A 16,386-nucleotide genomic window follows, 5' to 3' on the forward strand; every position below is an offset into this window, starting at 1 on the left:
TAATAGAAGAAAAAAAGGAGCAGTCTGATGACACAGCAATTTATCGTACCGCCGAAAAAAGGGCTCGGCCTGAAGGTTCACAAAGGGCAGATTATAAAAGTAGTCGATGTGGAAGGGCAGCAGGTGGCTGATTTTACGGCGTATCATGCCAAGGACTTTTATGAACATCTTGATCAGGGCGCGACGATTGATGCCAACCAGTCCATTCATGTAAAAACGGGTGATCATATTTATTCGAATTTATACAAGCCGATGCTGACGCTGATTGAGGATACAGTCGGCAAGCATGACCTGCTGCTTCCCGCCTGCCGTCCGGATATGAACAGGCTTTTATACGGAAAGCATAAAGACGAGCTCCAGGATACGTGCTATGACAATATGAGCGGGGCGCTTGAACCGTTCGGGGTGCCGCGGCCGCATATGCATTACCCATTTGCCATCTTTATGAACACGGTGCTCGATGAGAAGGGGAACTTATCAGTCGAAACGCCTCTTTCTGACGCGGGTGATTATGTACGGCTCCGTGCGGAAATGGATCTCGTCGTCGCGTTTTCATCCTGTCCGATTGAAAAAGGAAAATGCAACGGAGACAGCATCACGGCGCTGCGGGTGGAAATCAGCTGATCCCGGTGTATTTGATTCACTTAAAATCTGCACCTGTGCTATATTTAACAGAGAGTCGTACATAGTGGCATGATTCATTTTCAGCATGAACGGGAAATGGATCATAAAGAAACAATGCAGGAGGAGTGATTGGGATGAGCATCCAGAAACAAATTATGAATGATCTCCATGTAAAGCCCTCAATTGATCCGAAACAAGAAATTGAGGACAGAGTGAACTTTCTGAAACAATATTTGAAAAAAACAGGTGCCAAAGGCTTTGTGCTCGGCATCAGCGGGGGGCAGGATTCCACGCTTGCGGGACGCCTCGCCCAATTGGCGGCTGAAAGCATCAGAGAAGAAGGCGGAAACGCTGAATTTATCGCCGTCCGTCTTCCGCACGGCACACAGCAGGATGAGGATGACGCCCAATTGGCGCTCAAATTCATTAAACCTGATAAATCATGGACATTTGATATTAAGTCCGCTGTCAGCGCGTTCGCTGATCAGTATAAGAAAGACACGGGCGATCAGCTGTCTGACTTTAACAAAGGAAATGTAAAGGCCAGAATGAGAATGATCGCTCAATATGCCATCGGCGGACAAGAGGGGCTGCTTGTCATCGGAACCGACCATGCGGCCGAGGCGGTGACCGGTTTCTTCACGAAATACGGTGACGGCGGAGCTGATCTGCTGCCGCTGACCGGATTAACGAAACGCCAGGGCAGACGTTTATTAGAAGAGCTCGGCGCGCCGGAACGCCTGTATTTGAAATTACCGACGGCCGATCTGCTCGATGAAAAACCGCAGCAGACTGATGAGACCGAACTCGGCATCACATACAATGACATTGATGATTATTTAGAAGGCAAGGACGTATCTTCCGAAGTGATTGAGGCGCTGGAAAAACGCTATCTCAGTACGGAGCATAAGCGCCAGGTGCCGGCATCAATGTTTGATGATTGGTGGAAATAGAATGAAAAAAACCTCCCTTTTGAAAGGGAGGTTTTTTGTTTATCTCATTTTTATTTATCTACACTTTCATAAATCCCTACCCAATACCCTTTGCTGCTGTCATAGTATTTGCTTTTGAAAATCCATTTTATTCCATCTAAAACGAAAGAAGCAGCGAAGTTGCCGTTAGGGCTTTGAACGAGTTTGATGGCATTAATGCCGGCATCTGCTTTCGTTGAGATTGGGCTATTTTCCGCGGATGCGGATGCTGTTGGTGATGCGGCAAAGGCAGGAGCGGCAGACATCAGTAAGGCAAGAGACAGCGCAGAACCGGTTAACACTTTTTTGAATTTCATTTCGAGCACTCCCTTTTCAAATGAAATGTGTTACGGTGTTAATAATTAGATAATTATCCATAAAATTCCTTCTTTATTTCTAAAATTTTTTTCTTAATTTGAAAAAACATCCCTTCAGAGGGGCTTTTTATTTATTGATCCATTTGCATGGATCAGGGACATGTTTTCAAAACATTTTTTTATTTGATACGGATATGATTCAGCTTCACCATCAATCTGTCGGTGAATCTTCGAAGGCTTCCTCTCGAATCAGGCTCAAGAGGCAGATTTGCTTGGGCAGCGATCGTTTCTGCGACCTGCTGAATAGACATTTGGTCTGTATGGAGATGTTCTGTGAAGAGGCTATCAGACAGGCTGTTGATGCAGCGGTCGATTTGTTTTGCGGCCCAGGAGTTTTTTCCTTCCGCTCTGGTGCGCAGGCGTTTCAGCAATGTTTCCTTTGAAGCCAGCAGAGTAAAGTGGTGAATGGTCCGGCCATCCTGTCTCAGCCTGCTGATAATGTCATGGAAGTATTGATCGTTCGTAATGGTCATGGGCACAATGATGATGCCCTGATATGTATCTGACAAATAGGAAAGCATGCTGTAATTGAATTCCCGCCACAGAGGGTAGCTTTGAAAGTCATCTTCAGCGATATCCGGCGGTATCATCGAACGCATCGCAAACCCCATCTTTTCAGGATCATATATGTAAGACGGTTTCAGTCTTCTGTGCAGTTCAAACGCTGTTTGTGTTTTTCCGGAACCGAAAGCCCCATTTATCCAAATGATCATCATGATATCCCCCTTTTTTTATATGATACAAAAAAAGACCCTTCGATCGAAGAGTCAGCGGGAAAAAACAGACGTATATTCGCGGAGCGATTCCTTTATATGCGTAAAGGCATGTTCTCCAAAATACTCAAGAGAAACAAAACCGTCATATTGTCTGTTCATCAGCTCTTTTAAAAATGCTTTTTGATCGATATCTCCTTGAAAAATCGGAGTTGGCTTGCTGAGATACCAGTTGGCAAAATCCCAGTGATAGTTTTTCAGATGAATGTGGCTGACGGTATGATACAGTTTTTCCAAAGCGGACATTTGGTCAACGTGATTGACATGTAGGTTGGAGCCGTCAAAAATGGTGCGGACCCGCGGATGTCCGACATCCTCCAAAAATGCCAGCGCCGCCTCCGATGTATCCGCGTACGTATCGTAATGAATCTCAAGCCCGATATCGACTTCATAGTCATCTGCGAGCCGTGCCGCCTGCTGAAATTGATCAACCGCACGTTGCCACTTTTCCGGTGACGTCCGGTGCGAAGGAAGATTGCCGGCAAAGACTCTGATCAAGGGACTGTGCAGCTGTCGTGCCGCGCTTAATGCCCTTTGAACATCCTTTAACGCCTGCCTTTCATCCTGAGTGGCGAAGTCAGTGTACAAACTGACGGCAGGCACCCTGATGCCTTCCTCCTGAAGCTGCTGATAAAGCCTGTCGAGCGGGCCGATTTCCTCTATATATTGTTTAGCGTGTCCGTACCACAGTTCGATTCCCTCAAAGGAGTGCTCCTTCGCGAAAGAAATGGTGTCGAAAATATGCTTTTTCTTAAATCCTGTCGTGCAAAAACTCAGTTTCATCGGTAATCCTCCCGTAACTGTCTATCATATGTGTACTTTTTCCCCGGGTGCGATACGGATAAACAGGTGAAAAGGGCAGACACTTTTTTATAAGCGGGGTGTGTCTGCATCAGGTCAGTGCGGCACACAAATTGTTTAACGCTTTTTTGCGTCAAAGTATTAAATAATTAACCGAAGTGTTGTACAATTAATTTCATTCGAGTAAGGGGGGAGAAGCCATTGAAAAAAGAAACGGAGCTGAGGGCCTTCAGTCCCGTCCGCAATAAACCGACTCGCGCTCGTTATGTGATATTGGTTCTTTTGTTTTTTATCACTGCGATTAATTATATAGACCGAGCCAGTGTATCTATTGTCGGCCCATCCATTCAACATTCGCTGAACCTAAGCCCCGCGCTTTTGGGCATCGTTTTTTCTGCGTTCAGCTGGACCTATACGGGGATGCAGATTCCAGGCGGGCTCATTTTGGATAAATTCGGGTCAAAACGGACATACGGAATTTCTTTATTTGTGTGGTCGGTTTTTACCGGAGTACAAGCTTTTGCGACAAGTTTCGGGTTTCTATTCGGCTGCCGCCTGCTCATCGGCATAGCTGAATCGCCGGCGTTTCCGGCAAACAACCGGATTGTCACGACATGGTTTCCAAGGCGGGAACGCGCCTTTGCGACGGGTGTTTATACGGCGGGGGAATATGTCGGGCTGGCGTTTGCCACACCGGTTTTATTCTGGGTGTTAACGGCATTTGACTGGCGCGCCGTATTTATTTCCTCAGGGGTGCTCGGAATTGTTTTCTCCATTTTCTGGTTTAAAATGTATCACGAGCCGAACGGGTATCGGAAAGTGAATCGTGAGGAGCTTGATTATATTAAAGAAGGCGGCGGACTGACTGAGGTGTCTGATTCAGCCGGCAGGATATCGTGGGCGGATTTCGTCCAGCTTCTAAAATACCGCAAGCTTGTCGGATTGTATATCGGCCAATTCGCCGTAGCCTCCACGCTGTTCTTCTTTTTGACATGGTTTCCGACTTATCTGGCGGAGGCAAAGCACATGGCTTTCTTAAAAGTCGGCTTCGCCGCATCAATCCCGTATATCGCCGCTTTTTTCGGCGTATTGTTCGGCGGATTTTGGTCTGACGGCATGATGAAACGGGGGGTGTCGGTGAACGTTGCCCGGAAAACGCCCGTCATCCTCGGTCTTCTGCTGACAGGCTCCATCGTGCTTGCGAATGTTACGGATTCTGCTCCCGCGGTTTTGACGATCTTATCCATTGCTTCTTTTGCGCAGGGCATGTCCAATATATCCTGGACGATGCTGAGTGAGGTCGCGCCAAGCGAAACAATCGGATTGGCAGGGGGCGTCTTTAGCTTTTTCGCCAATATGGCCGGTATTATCACCCCGCTTATCATCGGGTTTATCGTTTCTGCGACCGGTTCATATAACGGAGCGATTCTGTTTGTCGGCGCTGTCGCATTTATCGGGGCATTTTCTTATATTTTCATTGTCGGAAAGGTGGAACGCATTACGCTCCGATAGAAAGAAAAACTCATCTCTTCTTATAAAGGATGGGTTTTCTTTCATTGCATTATCTCTATATTTCAATATTGAGTTATCATATAATAAACATAACTTTTTCATTTCTTAGGAGGATTTCGCCGAAGATGAACGCAAAACGTGCCATTCCCGTAAGAGAAAGAAATATCGTACTGATCGGATTCATGGGTGTCGGAAAGACAACAATCGGCCAGCTGGTCGCTAAGAAACTATACAGAGACTTTATTGATATTGATTTGCAGATTGAGAAAGATTTCAATATGTCCATCCCTGAAATGTTTGAGAAAAAAGGTGAAGCCTTTTTCCGTCAGACTGAAAAGGACTATATATTAGATATCTGCCGCAATACGAAATTCAAGATCGTGTCGCTTGGGGGCGGTTCGTTTAAACAAGAGGAAATCAGACAGTGCTGCCTTGAAAACTGCCTCGTGCTCCATCTTGATTTATCATGGGAGAATTGGAAGCAGCGGGCTGATCTGCTGATTGAAAGCCGTCCCGTTCTGCATAACCGTTCCATGGATGAAATGCAGCAGCTCTTTAACGAGCGCCAAAGCATCTATGATAAACATAATTCAAAAGTGGCGACGGATAATCTGGAACCAGAAGAAATAGCCGATTATATCGTAGAAACGTTAAAAATCGGCTGGGACTTGTATCAGCCGATGTAAAAAGAGCCGTGACGCTGTGAGCGCACGGCTTTTTTGTTTTTAAACAAACGTTTATTAAAATGTTTAGAAAATGAGTGTAAAATCGTGTTAAGATAGAGTCAGAAAATTAAATCTTATAAAACAAAGGAGAATAATCGGATATGCAATTATACGACTTGCCGCTCGACCAACTGCAAACCTATAAACCAAATAAAACCGCTCCTCATGACTTTTCGGATTTTTGGGCATCATCATTACATGAGCTTGCAAAGGAAGAGGCAAAGCCTGAATTGAAGGCTGAAAGCTACCCGGCTGACGGCGTGAAAGTATTCCGGCTGACATACCGAAGCTTCGGCAAGGCGGAAATTGAGGGATGGTACGCCGTTCCCGACCGGCAAGGACCGCATCCGGCCATCGTGAAATATCACGGCTATAATGCGAGCTATGACGGGGATATACATGACATCGTAAATTGGGCGCTTCACGGATATGCCGCGTTCGGCATGCTTGTCCGCGGCCAGCACAGCAGCACAGATACAAGCGTCTCACCGCACGGACACGTTCCCGGCTGGATGACGAAAGGGATTTTAGATAAAGATACATATTATTACCGCGGCGTGTACTTAGACGCCGTCCGGGCTTTGGAAGTCATCAGCGGCTTTGATGAAGTGGATGAAACGAGGATCGCCGTCATCGGCGGGAGCCAGGGAGGCGGGCTTTCAATCGCCGCGGCGGCACTATCTGACATTCCGAGAGCGGTTGCGGCCGATTATCCTTATTTAAGCAATTTTGAGCGGGCCATTGATGTCGCTCTTGATGAGCCGTATCTTGAGATTAACTCCTTTTTCAGAAAGAACGGCAGCCCTGAAACGGAGAAGGCCGCGATGAATACACTGGCCTATTTTGATATCATGAATCTGGCGGACCGCGTAAAAGTTCCGGTGCTCATGTCCATCGGGCTGATTGACCGCGTGACTCCGCCGTCGACGGTGTTTGCTGCGTACAATCATCTGGAAACGGAAAAAGAATTGAAGGTTTACCGGTATTTCGGACATGAATACATACCTTCTTTCCATACGGAAAAGCTGGCCTTTCTGAAAGCGCATCTGAAAGGCTGACGATAGCGAAAAGCCCAAGTACTTGGGCTTTTTTCAGGAATGATCACGGAAAAGGACGGATACAGATGGAACAAAGGATCATCGAAGAATTAAAACGAATTGAAGCACAGCACGGCGTCAAGGTGCTTTACGCCGTAGAATCAGGGAGCCGCGCATGGGGATTTCCGTCAAGCGACAGCGACTACGATGTACGGTTTCTCTATGTGCCGAAAAAAGAATGGTACTTTTCGATCGAACTGCATAGGGATGTCATAGAAGAGCCGATTCATGAAATGCTTGACATCAGCGGCTGGGAACTGAGAAAAGCGCTGCGGCTTTTTAAAAAATCAAATCCGCCTCTTTTGGAATGGCTCTCTTCTGAGATGATCTATTATGAAGCTTTCTCAGCGGCTGAAAAGCTTCGAAAACTGAAAATCCGCGCCTTTTCGCCTGAAGCCGGCATCTATCATTATCTCAATATGGCAAAACGGAATGAAAAAACGGAATTGCGGGGCAGTGAAGTGAAGATTAAAAAGTATTTTTATGTTCTGCGTCCTCTCCTTGCCTGCAGTTGGATTGAAACGTTCGGCTCCGTACCGCCGATGTCATTTCCCGTACTGGCCGATGCCTTATTGACGGATGAAGCGCTCATTTCTGAAATCAATACACTGCTTACAAGGAAAAAAAGCGGTCAGGAGCTGGCTCCGGAACCGAGAAATACGATCATTCATGCATTTATAGAAGAAGAAATAGAACGCATCGGGCACTATGTCAAAACGATCAAAACGCCGAAACCTGACATAACGGAGGAACTGAATCGGCTATTGATTCAGACCGTCGAAGAGGCGTGGGGGGAAAAAGGCGGAAATTGACGATTGCCGTCATTTCCGTCCGCCTTTTTTCGGCATAATCCGCCTGCTATCTAAGAAGCTGATTGTGGTAAAACCACAAAAATTTATCAGAATCTTTGTATTTTTAGAATATTGTGAGAGGATGTTTTGTCCATTTACAATAGACTCATACAAATACTTCTTAGATTGCGGGGTGTTAAGGTTGGAAGTGATTACAAGAGATTTTTTCTTATTTTTATCCAAGAGCAGCTTTCTCAATAAGATGGCGCGAAGCTGGGGAAGCCGTGTGGCAGCCGGCAAAATCATCGGAGGAATGGATTTCCGCAGTTCTATCCCGACAATCCGACATTTGAACAGCCAGGGGCTGTCAGTTACTGTCGATCATTTGGGGGAATTTGTCAACAGCGGTGATGTCGCGAAAGAACGCACCGAGGAGTGCATGCAGACCATCGCCTTAATCGCTGATGAACAGCTGAATTCCCAAGTGTCATTAAAAATGACGTCTTTAGGTCTTGATATAGATCTCGATCTCGTCTATGAAAATATGACGAAAATCCTCCAGACGGCTGAAAAACATAAAGTCATGGTGACGATTGACATGGAAGATGAAACGAGATGCCAGAAGACGCTGGATATCTTTAAAGACTTCCGAAGCCGGTATGAATATGTAAGCACCGTGGTGCAGGCCTATCTGTACAGAACGGAGAAGGATCTTGATGACCTCAGCCCGCTGAATCCGTTTCTGCGGCTTGTCAAAGGGGCCTATAAAGAATCGGAAAAGGTGGCCTATCCTGAAAAAAGCGACGTCGATGAAAATTATAAAAGACTCATCCGCAAACAGCTTTTAAAAGGACATTATACGGCAGTTGCCACGCATGATGACAAAATGATCGAGTTTACAAAACAGCTTGCCAAAGAGCACGGCATTCCAAACGACCGTTTTGAGTTTCAGATGCTGTACGGCATGCGCTCGCAAACCCAGCTCAGCCTGGTGGAAGAAGGATACCGCATGAGAGTCTACCTGCCTTACGGGGATGACTGGTACGGCTATTTCATGAGACGGCTCGCTGAACGCCCCTCAAACATCGCATTCGCCTTTAAAGGAATGACTAAGAAGTAAAAAAGGGAGAGATGACAATGACTACACCTTATAAACACGAACCATTCACGAATTTCCAAGATCAATCGAACGTTGAAGAATTTAAGAAAGCGCTTGCGACGGTAAATGAGTATCTGGGAAAAGATTATCCGCTCGTCATCAACGGTGAAAAGGTAGAGACGGAAGCGAAAATCGTTTCAATCAATCCGGCTGATAAAGAAGAAGTCGTCGGAAAAGTGTCAAAGGCGTCCCAGGAGCACGCTGAGCAAGCGATTGAAGCTGCTGCGAAAGCGTTCGAAGAGTGGAGATACACATCCCCTGAAGAAAGAGCGGCCGTTTTGTTCCGCGCAGCTGCCAAAGTCCGCCGCAGAAAGCACGAATTCTCCGCCCTGCTCGTCAAGGAAGCGGGAAAACCTTGGAACGAAGCTGATGCAGATACGGCTGAAGCGATTGACTTCATGGAGTATTATGCACGCCAAATGATCGAACTGGCAAAAGGCAAACCGGTCAACAGCCGTGAGGGCGAGAAAAACCAATATGTGTACACGCCGACTGGAGTGACAGTTGTTATTCCGCCGTGGAACTTCTTGTTTGCGATCATGGCAGGAACAACAGTGGCGCCGATCGTTACTGGAAACACAGTGGTTCTAAAACCTGCGAGTGCTACACCTGTTATTGCAGCAAAATTTGTTGAGGTGCTTGAAGAGTCCGGATTGCCAAAAGGCGTAGTCAACTTTGTGCCGGGAAGCGGAGCAGAAGTAGGCGATTATCTTGTTGACCATCCGAAAACAAGCCTTATCACATTTACAGGATCACGTGAAGTCGGTACGAGAATTTTCGAACGCGCGGCGAAAGTGCAGCCGGGCCAGCAGCATCTGAAACGCGTCATTGCAGAAATGGGCGGTAAAGATACGGTTGTCGTTGACGAAGATGCGGACATTGAATTGGCGGCTCAATCCATCTTTACATCAGCATTCGGCTTCGCGGGACAAAAATGTTCTGCAGGTTCACGTGCAGTTGTCCATGAAAAAGTGTATGATCAAGTATTAGAGCGTGTCATTGAAATTACGGAATCAAAAGTAACTGCTAAACCTGACAGTGCAGATGTTTATATGGGGCCTGTCATTGACCAAGGTTCTTACGACAAGATCATGAGCTACATTGAAATCGGAAAAGAAGAAGGCCGTTTAGTAAGCGGCGGCACCGGAGATGATTCAAAAGGCTACTTTATCAAGCCGACGATCTTCGCTGACCTTGATCCGAAAGCCAGACTCATGCAGGAAGAAATTTTCGGACCTGTCGTGGCGTTTTCTAAAGTGTCAAACTTTGATGAAGCTTTAGAAGTGGCCAACAATACTGAATACGGTTTGACAGGCGCGGTCATTACAAATAACCGCAAACATATTGAACGGGCGAAACAGGAATTCCATGTCGGCAACCTGTACTTCAACCGCAATTGTACGGGAGCGATTGTCGGCTACCATCCGTTCGGAGGCTTCAAAATGTCCGGCACTGATTCAAAAGCGGGCGGCCCGGATTATTTGGCCCTCCACATGCAGGCGAAAACAATCAGTGAAATGTTTTAAGAGGGACTGAATGGGCATCCTCCTCGCGGGGGGTGTCCATTTCACCATAAACATATAAAGCGGAGGAGGAAATGCCATAGCAAACATTCAGTTGATTATTTCCATTTGTATTTATATGGCGGGTATGCTGTTTATCGGTTATTTCGCCTACAGACGAACGTCAAATCTGACGGATTACATGCTCGGGGGACGTTCTTTAGGCCCTGCCGTCACAGCGCTCAGCGCGGGAGCGGCGGATATGAGCGGATGGCTCTTGATGGGGCTTCCGGGTGCTATGTTCTCGACAGGATTAAGCGGCGCTTGGATTGTGCTCGGGCTTGTGCTCGGGGCGTGGGCGAACTGGCTTTTCGTGGCGCCGAGACTGAGAACGTATACCGAAAAAGCGGGGAATTCCATCACCATTCCGGGTTTCCTTGAAAACCGTTTCGGTGATCATACGAAGCTTCTCAGACTGTTTTCGGGTCTTGTCATTCTCGTCTTTTTCACATTTTACGTATCATCCGGCATGGTATCCGGAGGTGTCTTATTCAACAGCATTTTAGGGTTGAATTACCACACGGGACTGTGGGTCGTGACAGGCGTCGTTGTCGCCTACACCTTGTTCGGGGGCTTTTTGGCGGTAAGCTGGACGGACTTTGTTCAAGGGATCATTATGTTTGTGGCGCTTATTCTTGTGCCGATTGTGACGATTTTCCATACGGGCGGCCCGGGGGAAACCGTTGCCGATATCCGTTCCGTCAACCCGGAACTGTTTAACATGTTCAAAGGGACGACCGTCCTTGGCATTATTTCTTTATTTGCGTGGGGGCTCGGCTATTTCGGGCAGCCGCATATTATTGTGCGCTTTATGGCGATCACGTCTGTGAAAGAAATCAAACGAGCCAGACGGATCGGAATGGGATGGATGATTTTGTCTGCACTAGGCGCGCTGTTTACGGGTCTTGCGGGAATCGCGTATTACCACCAGAACGGACTGAAGCTGGCTGATCCGGAAACCATTTTTATTCAGCTCGGCAACATTCTGTTCCACCCGATTATTACGGGATTTCTCATTTCTGCGATTTTAGCGGCCATTATGAGTACGATTTCGTCTCAGCTGCTCGTTACGTCCAGTTCTTTAGTGGAGGACTTGTATAAGTCCATGTTCAGGCGTTCGGCTTCTGATAAGGAACTCGTATTTCTGGGGAGAATGGCAGTGCTTGCGGTGTCAATCATCGCTTTGGTGCTCGCCTGGGAGAAAAACAACACGATACTTGGTCTTGTCAGCTATGCATGGGCGGGATTCGGCGCTTCATTCGGGCCGGTCGTACTGCTCAGTTTATTTTGGAAACGGATGACGAAATGGGGGGCACTCGCCGGCATGATTGCGGGAGCGATTACCGTAATCATTTGGGCGAATGCCGGTCTTTCAGACTTTTTGTACGAAATCATTCCGGGCTTTGCTGTAAGCCTTGCCGCTGTATTTGTCGTCAGCTTATTGACACAGGCTCCGTCAAAAGATGTCACAGATCAGTTTCATGAGTACCGTGATACACTTTCTCAATAAAAGCAAGGAACGAGAGGAAGAAGGGACCGCCCTTTTTCCTCTTTTCACGATACAGAATTCCGGATTATGCCGTTTTGGGAATATGTGAATTTTTTTCTATACAAAAAGTCACCCCGCAGAGTATGATAAAGATAAAAAGAGCATAGGAGAAATAGGTATGGAAGAGCTTTTAGAGAGAGTTTTTTCATTTACGGACATTGATAAATTAATTGATTTCATCAGTTATGAATTGCAGAAGCCCGTTATTCTGGAAAGCGCGGATTTCTTTTTGCTTGCCTATAATTCTTATTACATTAATCACTTCGACTCCGCCAACCAGCAGACGATATTTTCAAAAAAATGCCCCGTGCAGATTTTTGAAAGGTTTCTGAAGGACGGGGTGATCGAAAAGCTGAAAACCGTTCCTGAACCGTTCCGTGTCGAAAAAATAGACAGTATCGGACTGAATCAGAGAGTGGTTGTAAGCGCAAAACATAAAGGCGAAGTGATGGGCTACATCTGGATTCAGGAGCTCGACCGAAACTTGACGGACGAGGAGCTCGATTTTTTATATGAAACTTCATTCCATGTCGGAAAAATCATCTATAAAACGAACCGGCTGAAACAGGAAAAAGAAGAGAGAGCGGAAGACCTGGTGAAACGGGCGATCTTTCAGCAATTCTCCTCTGAAAAGGAGTTCAGGCGGGAAGCGGAAAAGATGAACGCCGTGCTGCCGTCGGTTTTTTCGGTAGTCGTCCTGCACGCCGCAAATGGGGATGGGGAGGCAGTCGAAGATGTGAAGGAAAACATCAAATCGTACTTGAATTTGCGGGATAAAGTCAGTCACGTCTTAACCATTGATTCCAATATTGTCATCGTCGTCGCAAGCTTCTCGCAAAAAAGCTCCGGCACTTCGGCAGCATCTGAATTTATCCACAAACTGCTGACTCATTTTCACTTTCAGAAGATCCCCACTCCCATCTATATCGGAATCGGCAATGAATACAGCAGCATCCTGAAGCTTGGCAAAAGTTATATAGAGGCCCTTGAAGTCATAAAGGCCGCCGAAATTACCGGAAACCAGGAAAATATCCCGTACGAATACAGTAAGCTCGGGATTTACCGCTATCTTGAAAGCATCGAAGAAAAAAACGCCTCACTGGAATATGTAAACGAAGATTTAGCGTTATTAAAAGCCAAAGACAGAGAAAGCAGTACCGAACTGCTGAAAACGTTAGAAATCTATCTCCTCAATAACTGCAAAACAAAACCAGCCGCAGAACAGCTTTTTATTCATCAAAACACATTGAACTACCGTATCAAACAGATTCTTGACATGACATCAATTAATTTAAACGACTTCAGGACAAGGTGCCAGCTGTATCTCGATATCATGCTGATGAAAAAGAGATAAAAAAGAAACCAGTCGCCGTACTGGTTTCAGTTTTAATACCTTCCCGCTTATCAATCTCAGAACCTCACTTCTGAATCACTCCTTTTCCGCAAGAGAGAAATGAATAAACACTTCTCCTCAATATGTGTTATACTTTCATTGATATTGATTCTCAATTAAAAATGTTTGAAGTATAGATATAAACGGGAGGCAGAACGATGGCGGAAAATCATGAGGTGTATGACGTCACGATTATAGGCGGAGGCCCGATCGGCCTGTTTGCGGCTTTTTATTGCGGGATGCGCGAGCTGAAAACGAAAGTGATCGAGTTTTTGCCGCGGCTCGGAGGGAAAGTGTCTATGTTTTTCCCTGAAAAAATCATCCGTGATATCGGCGGAATACCCGGGATTGCCGGAGAACAGCTGATTAAGCAGCTGAAGGAACAGGCTGCGACATTTAAGCCGGATATCGTGTTGAATCAGCGGGTGACCGGATTTGAACGGCTGGAAGACGGAACCATTGTGCTGGAAAGTTCCAAAGGGGAAAAGCACTATACGCGCACGGTGATTTTGGCCGTCGGCATGGGGACGCTTGAGGTCAATGAACTTGACAGCGCGGATGCGAGCCGTTATTCGGGAAAGAACCTTCATTATAAGGTGGAGAAGCTTGATGCGTTTCGAGATAAGCATGTCGTGATTTCCGGAGGGGGAGATACCGCGGTTGACTGGGCGAATGAGCTGGAACCGATTGCGGCGTCTGTTACCGTCTTGCACCGCAGGGAGGAGTTCGGCGGTTTGGAAAGCAGCGTCGCGAAAATGAAGCGGTCTTCCGTGCGGGTGCTTGCGCCGTATTGTCTGAAGCATCTCAACGGCACCGGAGAACGGATCGAGAGCGCTACCATTTGCCAAACTGAGTCCGGACTTTCTGAAGTCATCAAGCTTGATGAGCTCATTATCAACCACGGGTTTAAAATTGATCTCGGTCCGATGAAGGACTGGGGGCTTGAGATTGAAGAAGGCAGGATTAAAGCTGACAGACATATGCGGACGAATCTTCCGGGCGTGTTTGTCGCCGGTGACGCCGCCCATTATGAAAGCAAGCTAAGGTTAATTGCCGGCGGTTTCACGGAGGGGCCGACCGCCGTGAACAGCGCCAAAGCCTATTTGGACCCGCAGGCGGATCAGATGGCGATGTATTCGACTCACCATAAAAAATTGGTGACACAATAAAAAAGGGCTGACCCCCGATGTTGAGTCTGGGGGGTCAGAAAAGCATTCCGGCGTATCAGCTGTGAACGAGCATGTCTTTCATTTCATTTCGTATAAACGCAAATAACTGTTCCTGATTTTTCACGGCGGTAAACCCGCAGCCGGCGGGGACGTCTTCGCCCATGCAGATGACGGGAGGGCGGTTTGCTGACGGATCCGGTGATATGCCGATTTGTTTTCCGGCGCTGATCAAATGCTGAGCGGATTCTTTGCCCATACAGATAATCATTTGCAGAGGAGACTCGCTGATCGTGCGTTCGATCATGGAAGTGAACCGCTCATCTGCGATATGTTCATGGGTGATATAAAACGGGCATGATTTTGAGTCTGACAAGTTTTCTGCTGCTTGACGGCTTCCTACAATGAGTGAATGCGGAGAATCAATTTGACATTCGGATAGGAGAAAGCCCCGTTTTGTCAGTTCCGTCTTTGCGGCCTCAGTCGCTGCATTCAGGCTTGCGGTCACCCGGCGGATGTCGATCTGCTTGAAAGCCAGTGTGTCAAAGAATTCGCATACCGCAAGGCGTGATGTGAAAAATAGTTGTTCAAAGGTGCTGATCTGTTTCAGGATATTTTCGTTTGCGGGCATTTTTTTAACGATCCGCTTCGGCCACTCAATAACATCGGCGCCATACTCGCGCAGCTTGTCTGTCAATGTATGTTCTTCATCGCCATGAGTGACAACCATGATATGCCGCCCGATGAACGGTTTGCTTTCAAACCAGCTGTGTGTTTGAAAATTGACAATATCACCGATGACGATAATGGCAGGGTTGGTGATGTTTTGGCTTTGAACTTTTTCATGGATATCCTGAAGCGTTCCTTTAACGCTCCGCTGCCGCCCCCACGTCCCCCATTGAATGACGAGTACGGGGACGGAAGGGGATTTTCCGTACTCCGTAAGCTTACGGCATATAAATGACAGATTTTTAACGCCCATATAAAACACAAGCGTTTGAACGCTTCGGGCAAGCCCTTCCCAGTCGAGATTCGGCCTGCCATGCAATGATGTATCATGAGCGGTGATCATCGCGAAGGACGAAGCGAAATCACGATGGGTGACGGGGACTCCCGCATACAGCGGCGCTGCGATTCCCGAGGTGATGCCGGGCACCATTTCGTAGCGGATGCCGTGCTGATGAAGCGCCTCTGCTTCTTCGCCGACTCTGCCGAACACACTTGGGTCTCCGCCTTTCAAGCGGACTACGGTGTAGCCCTCCGCCGCTTTTTCAATCAGCAGGGCATTTATCTCAGACTGTTTCATAAAATGGCGGTCGGGCAGCTTTCCGCAATAAATGAACCGGCAGTCCGGTGAGGCATACTCAAGAAACTTTGGGTTTGCGAGCCGGTCATACAAAATAATATCCGCTTTCTCCAGAGCCTGTTTTCCTTTTACGGTGATCAGCCCCGGGTCTCCTGGTCCGGCACCGACAAAATATACGATTCCGTTTTTCATGATGGCGTCATCCCTTCAGCAATTTAAAAAATGAAGGACCACTTGAAAAAGTGATCCGGTCTGATCAATACAGGAGGTATACATTCTCTCCTTCGATCAGTGTTTCGTATGTTTTGACACAGCCATGATCCGGCTCTTGGACTTTTCCGTCTTCTAAGGAGATTTTCCAGTCATGCATCGGGCAGAAGACGTATTCTCCGCTGACGATGCCTTCAGCCAAGACGCCCCCTTTATGGGGACAGCGGTTTTCGACGGCGCGGACGCTCCCGTCAGAAAGTTTAAATACGGCAAGCTCTTTATCTTCTATATATACGGTTTTTCCTAACTCCTCGGGTAATTCGTTTACTTTGCCTATGCAAACCTTTGTCATATCTTTATTAACCATGTC

The 16,386-nt window shown here is 47.1% G+C and carries 16 protein-coding genes; 11 read left to right on the top strand and 5 right to left on the bottom strand.

All coding sequences use genetic code 11. The annotated features are described in order from the left end of the window. Positions 1-27 precede the first annotated feature (27 nt). Both BR62_RS0107140 and nadE read left to right on the top strand, forming a co-directional pair. A complete protein-coding gene (locus BR62_RS0107140) occupies positions 28-624 on the top strand; it encodes a DUF1989 domain-containing protein (RefSeq protein ID WP_011996295.1) in 597 nt (198 codons plus the stop codon). A gap of 134 nt (positions 625-758) precedes the next feature. Further along, a complete protein-coding gene (gene nadE, locus BR62_RS0107145) occupies positions 759-1,577 on the top strand; it encodes an ammonia-dependent NAD(+) synthetase (RefSeq protein WP_007409061.1) in 819 nt (272 codons plus the stop codon). 50 nt (positions 1,578-1,627) lie between these two features. On the opposite strand, the gene BR62_RS0107150 is transcribed toward nadE, so the two are convergent. The 3 genes from BR62_RS0107150 to BR62_RS0107160 all read right to left on the bottom strand — a co-directional run bounded on the left by BR62_RS0107150 (position 1,628) and on the right by BR62_RS0107160 (position 3,528). Continuing rightward, entirely contained in the window at positions 1,628-1,912 is a 285-nt protein-coding gene (locus BR62_RS0107150; protein ID WP_032870257.1) for an antimicrobial peptide LCI, read from the bottom strand. Between the two features lie 179 nt (positions 1,913-2,091). Then, positions 2,092-2,685: a tunicamycin resistance ATP-binding TmrB gene (gene tmrB, locus BR62_RS0107155; protein WP_007409063.1), complete on the bottom strand. Its 594-nt coding sequence runs from the start codon at positions 2,683-2,685 to the stop codon at positions 2,092-2,094. 54 nt (positions 2,686-2,739) lie between these two features. After that, the gene (locus BR62_RS0107160; protein ID WP_032870259.1) at positions 2,740-3,528 is read right to left on the bottom strand and encodes a sugar phosphate isomerase/epimerase family protein; all 789 of its coding nucleotides are present in this window, start codon (positions 3,526-3,528) and stop codon (positions 2,740-2,742) included. A 219-nt stretch (positions 3,529-3,747) separates the two neighbouring features. Between BR62_RS0107160 and BR62_RS0107165 the strand changes: the two genes are divergently transcribed. From BR62_RS0107165 to BR62_RS0107205, 9 genes are all read left to right on the top strand, one after another. Further along, complete coding sequence (locus BR62_RS0107165; protein WP_032870261.1) at positions 3,748-5,058, top strand: MFS transporter; 1,311 nt, start codon at positions 3,748-3,750, stop codon at positions 5,056-5,058. Positions 5,059-5,183: 125 nt separating this feature from the next. Then, positions 5,184-5,744 carry a shikimate kinase gene (locus tag BR62_RS0107170; protein ID WP_003156609.1) on the top strand — a complete coding sequence of 187 codons (561 nt, stop codon included), beginning with the start codon at positions 5,184-5,186 and terminating at the stop codon, positions 5,742-5,744. A gap of 140 nt (positions 5,745-5,884) precedes the next feature. Beyond that, positions 5,885-6,841, top strand: coding sequence for a cephalosporin C deacetylase (cah, locus tag BR62_RS0107175; protein ID WP_007409374.1), 957 nt, complete (start codon positions 5,885-5,887; stop codon positions 6,839-6,841). Between the two features lie 65 nt (positions 6,842-6,906). Next, positions 6,907-7,692, top strand: coding sequence for a nucleotidyltransferase domain-containing protein (locus BR62_RS0107180; RefSeq protein WP_032870264.1), 786 nt, complete (start codon positions 6,907-6,909; stop codon positions 7,690-7,692). 187 nt (positions 7,693-7,879) lie between these two features. Further along, complete coding sequence (locus tag BR62_RS0107185) at positions 7,880-8,791, top strand: proline dehydrogenase family protein (protein ID WP_087920787.1); 912 nt, start codon at positions 7,880-7,882, stop codon at positions 8,789-8,791. A 17-nt stretch (positions 8,792-8,808) separates the two neighbouring features. Next, a complete protein-coding gene (gene pruA / locus BR62_RS0107190; protein WP_011996302.1) occupies positions 8,809-10,356 on the top strand; it encodes an L-glutamate gamma-semialdehyde dehydrogenase in 1,548 nt (515 codons plus the stop codon). A 91-nt stretch (positions 10,357-10,447) separates the two neighbouring features. Further along, positions 10,448-11,902 carry a sodium/proline symporter PutP gene (gene putP, locus BR62_RS0107195; RefSeq protein WP_015239118.1) on the top strand — a complete coding sequence of 485 codons (1,455 nt, stop codon included), beginning with the start codon at positions 10,448-10,450 and terminating at the stop codon, positions 11,900-11,902. Positions 11,903-12,059: 157 nt separating this feature from the next. Next, positions 12,060-13,295: a proline utilization transcriptional regulator PutR gene (locus BR62_RS0107200; protein WP_015416772.1), complete on the top strand. Its 1,236-nt coding sequence runs from the start codon at positions 12,060-12,062 to the stop codon at positions 13,293-13,295. Positions 13,296-13,492: 197 nt separating this feature from the next. Next, positions 13,493-14,503: an NAD(P)/FAD-dependent oxidoreductase gene (locus BR62_RS0107205; RefSeq protein WP_032870266.1), complete on the top strand. Its 1,011-nt coding sequence runs from the start codon at positions 13,493-13,495 to the stop codon at positions 14,501-14,503. Between the two features lie 55 nt (positions 14,504-14,558). Here BR62_RS0107205 and cobA read toward each other — a convergent pair whose 3' ends face one another. Both cobA and nirD read right to left on the bottom strand, forming a co-directional pair. Then, on the bottom strand, positions 14,559-15,998 hold the full coding sequence (gene cobA, locus BR62_RS0107210; RefSeq protein WP_032870267.1) for a uroporphyrinogen-III C-methyltransferase: 1,440 nt from the start codon (positions 15,996-15,998) through the stop codon (positions 14,559-14,561). A gap of 64 nt (positions 15,999-16,062) precedes the next feature. Beyond that, a complete protein-coding gene (gene nirD / locus BR62_RS0107215; RefSeq protein WP_007409365.1) occupies positions 16,063-16,383 on the bottom strand; it encodes a nitrite reductase small subunit NirD in 321 nt (106 codons plus the stop codon). Positions 16,384-16,386 lie beyond the last annotated feature (3 nt).

It is taken from the genome of Bacillus sp. UNC69MF (genome assembly GCF_000746035.1).
Classification (GTDB): domain Bacteria; phylum Bacillota; class Bacilli; order Bacillales; family Bacillaceae; genus Bacillus; species Bacillus velezensis.

What these genes read in the sequence shown, in the direction of transcription:
- pruA (WP_011996302.1), top strand. Translation starts at nt 8,809, where the DNA reads ATGACTACACCTTATAAACACGAACCATTCACGAATTTCCAAGATCAA.
- BR62_RS0107150 (WP_032870257.1), bottom strand. Translation starts at nt 1,912, where the DNA reads ATGAAATTCAAAAAAGTGTTAACCGGTTCTGCGCTGTCTCTTGCCTTA.
- cobA (WP_032870267.1), bottom strand. Translation starts at nt 15,998, where the DNA reads ATGAAAAACGGAATCGTATATTTTGTCGGTGCCGGACCAGGAGACCCG.
- BR62_RS0107180 (WP_032870264.1), top strand. Translation starts at nt 6,907, where the DNA reads ATGGAACAAAGGATCATCGAAGAATTAAAACGAATTGAAGCACAGCAC.
- nadE (WP_007409061.1), top strand. Translation starts at nt 759, where the DNA reads ATGAGCATCCAGAAACAAATTATGAATGATCTCCATGTAAAGCCCTCA.
- tmrB (WP_007409063.1), bottom strand. Translation starts at nt 2,685, where the DNA reads ATGATCATTTGGATAAATGGGGCTTTCGGTTCCGGAAAAACACAAACA.
- BR62_RS0107160 (WP_032870259.1), bottom strand. Translation starts at nt 3,528, where the DNA reads ATGAAACTGAGTTTTTGCACGACAGGATTTAAGAAAAAGCATATTTTC.
- BR62_RS0107205 (WP_032870266.1), top strand. Translation starts at nt 13,493, where the DNA reads ATGGCGGAAAATCATGAGGTGTATGACGTCACGATTATAGGCGGAGGC.
- BR62_RS0107140 (WP_011996295.1), top strand. Translation starts at nt 28, where the DNA reads ATGACACAGCAATTTATCGTACCGCCGAAAAAAGGGCTCGGCCTGAAG.
- nirD (WP_007409365.1), bottom strand. Translation starts at nt 16,383, where the DNA reads ATGGTTAATAAAGATATGACAAAGGTTTGCATAGGCAAAGTAAACGAA.
- BR62_RS0107170 (WP_003156609.1), top strand. Translation starts at nt 5,184, where the DNA reads ATGAACGCAAAACGTGCCATTCCCGTAAGAGAAAGAAATATCGTACTG.
- BR62_RS0107200 (WP_015416772.1), top strand. Translation starts at nt 12,060, where the DNA reads ATGGAAGAGCTTTTAGAGAGAGTTTTTTCATTTACGGACATTGATAAA.
- cah (WP_007409374.1), top strand. Translation starts at nt 5,885, where the DNA reads ATGCAATTATACGACTTGCCGCTCGACCAACTGCAAACCTATAAACCA.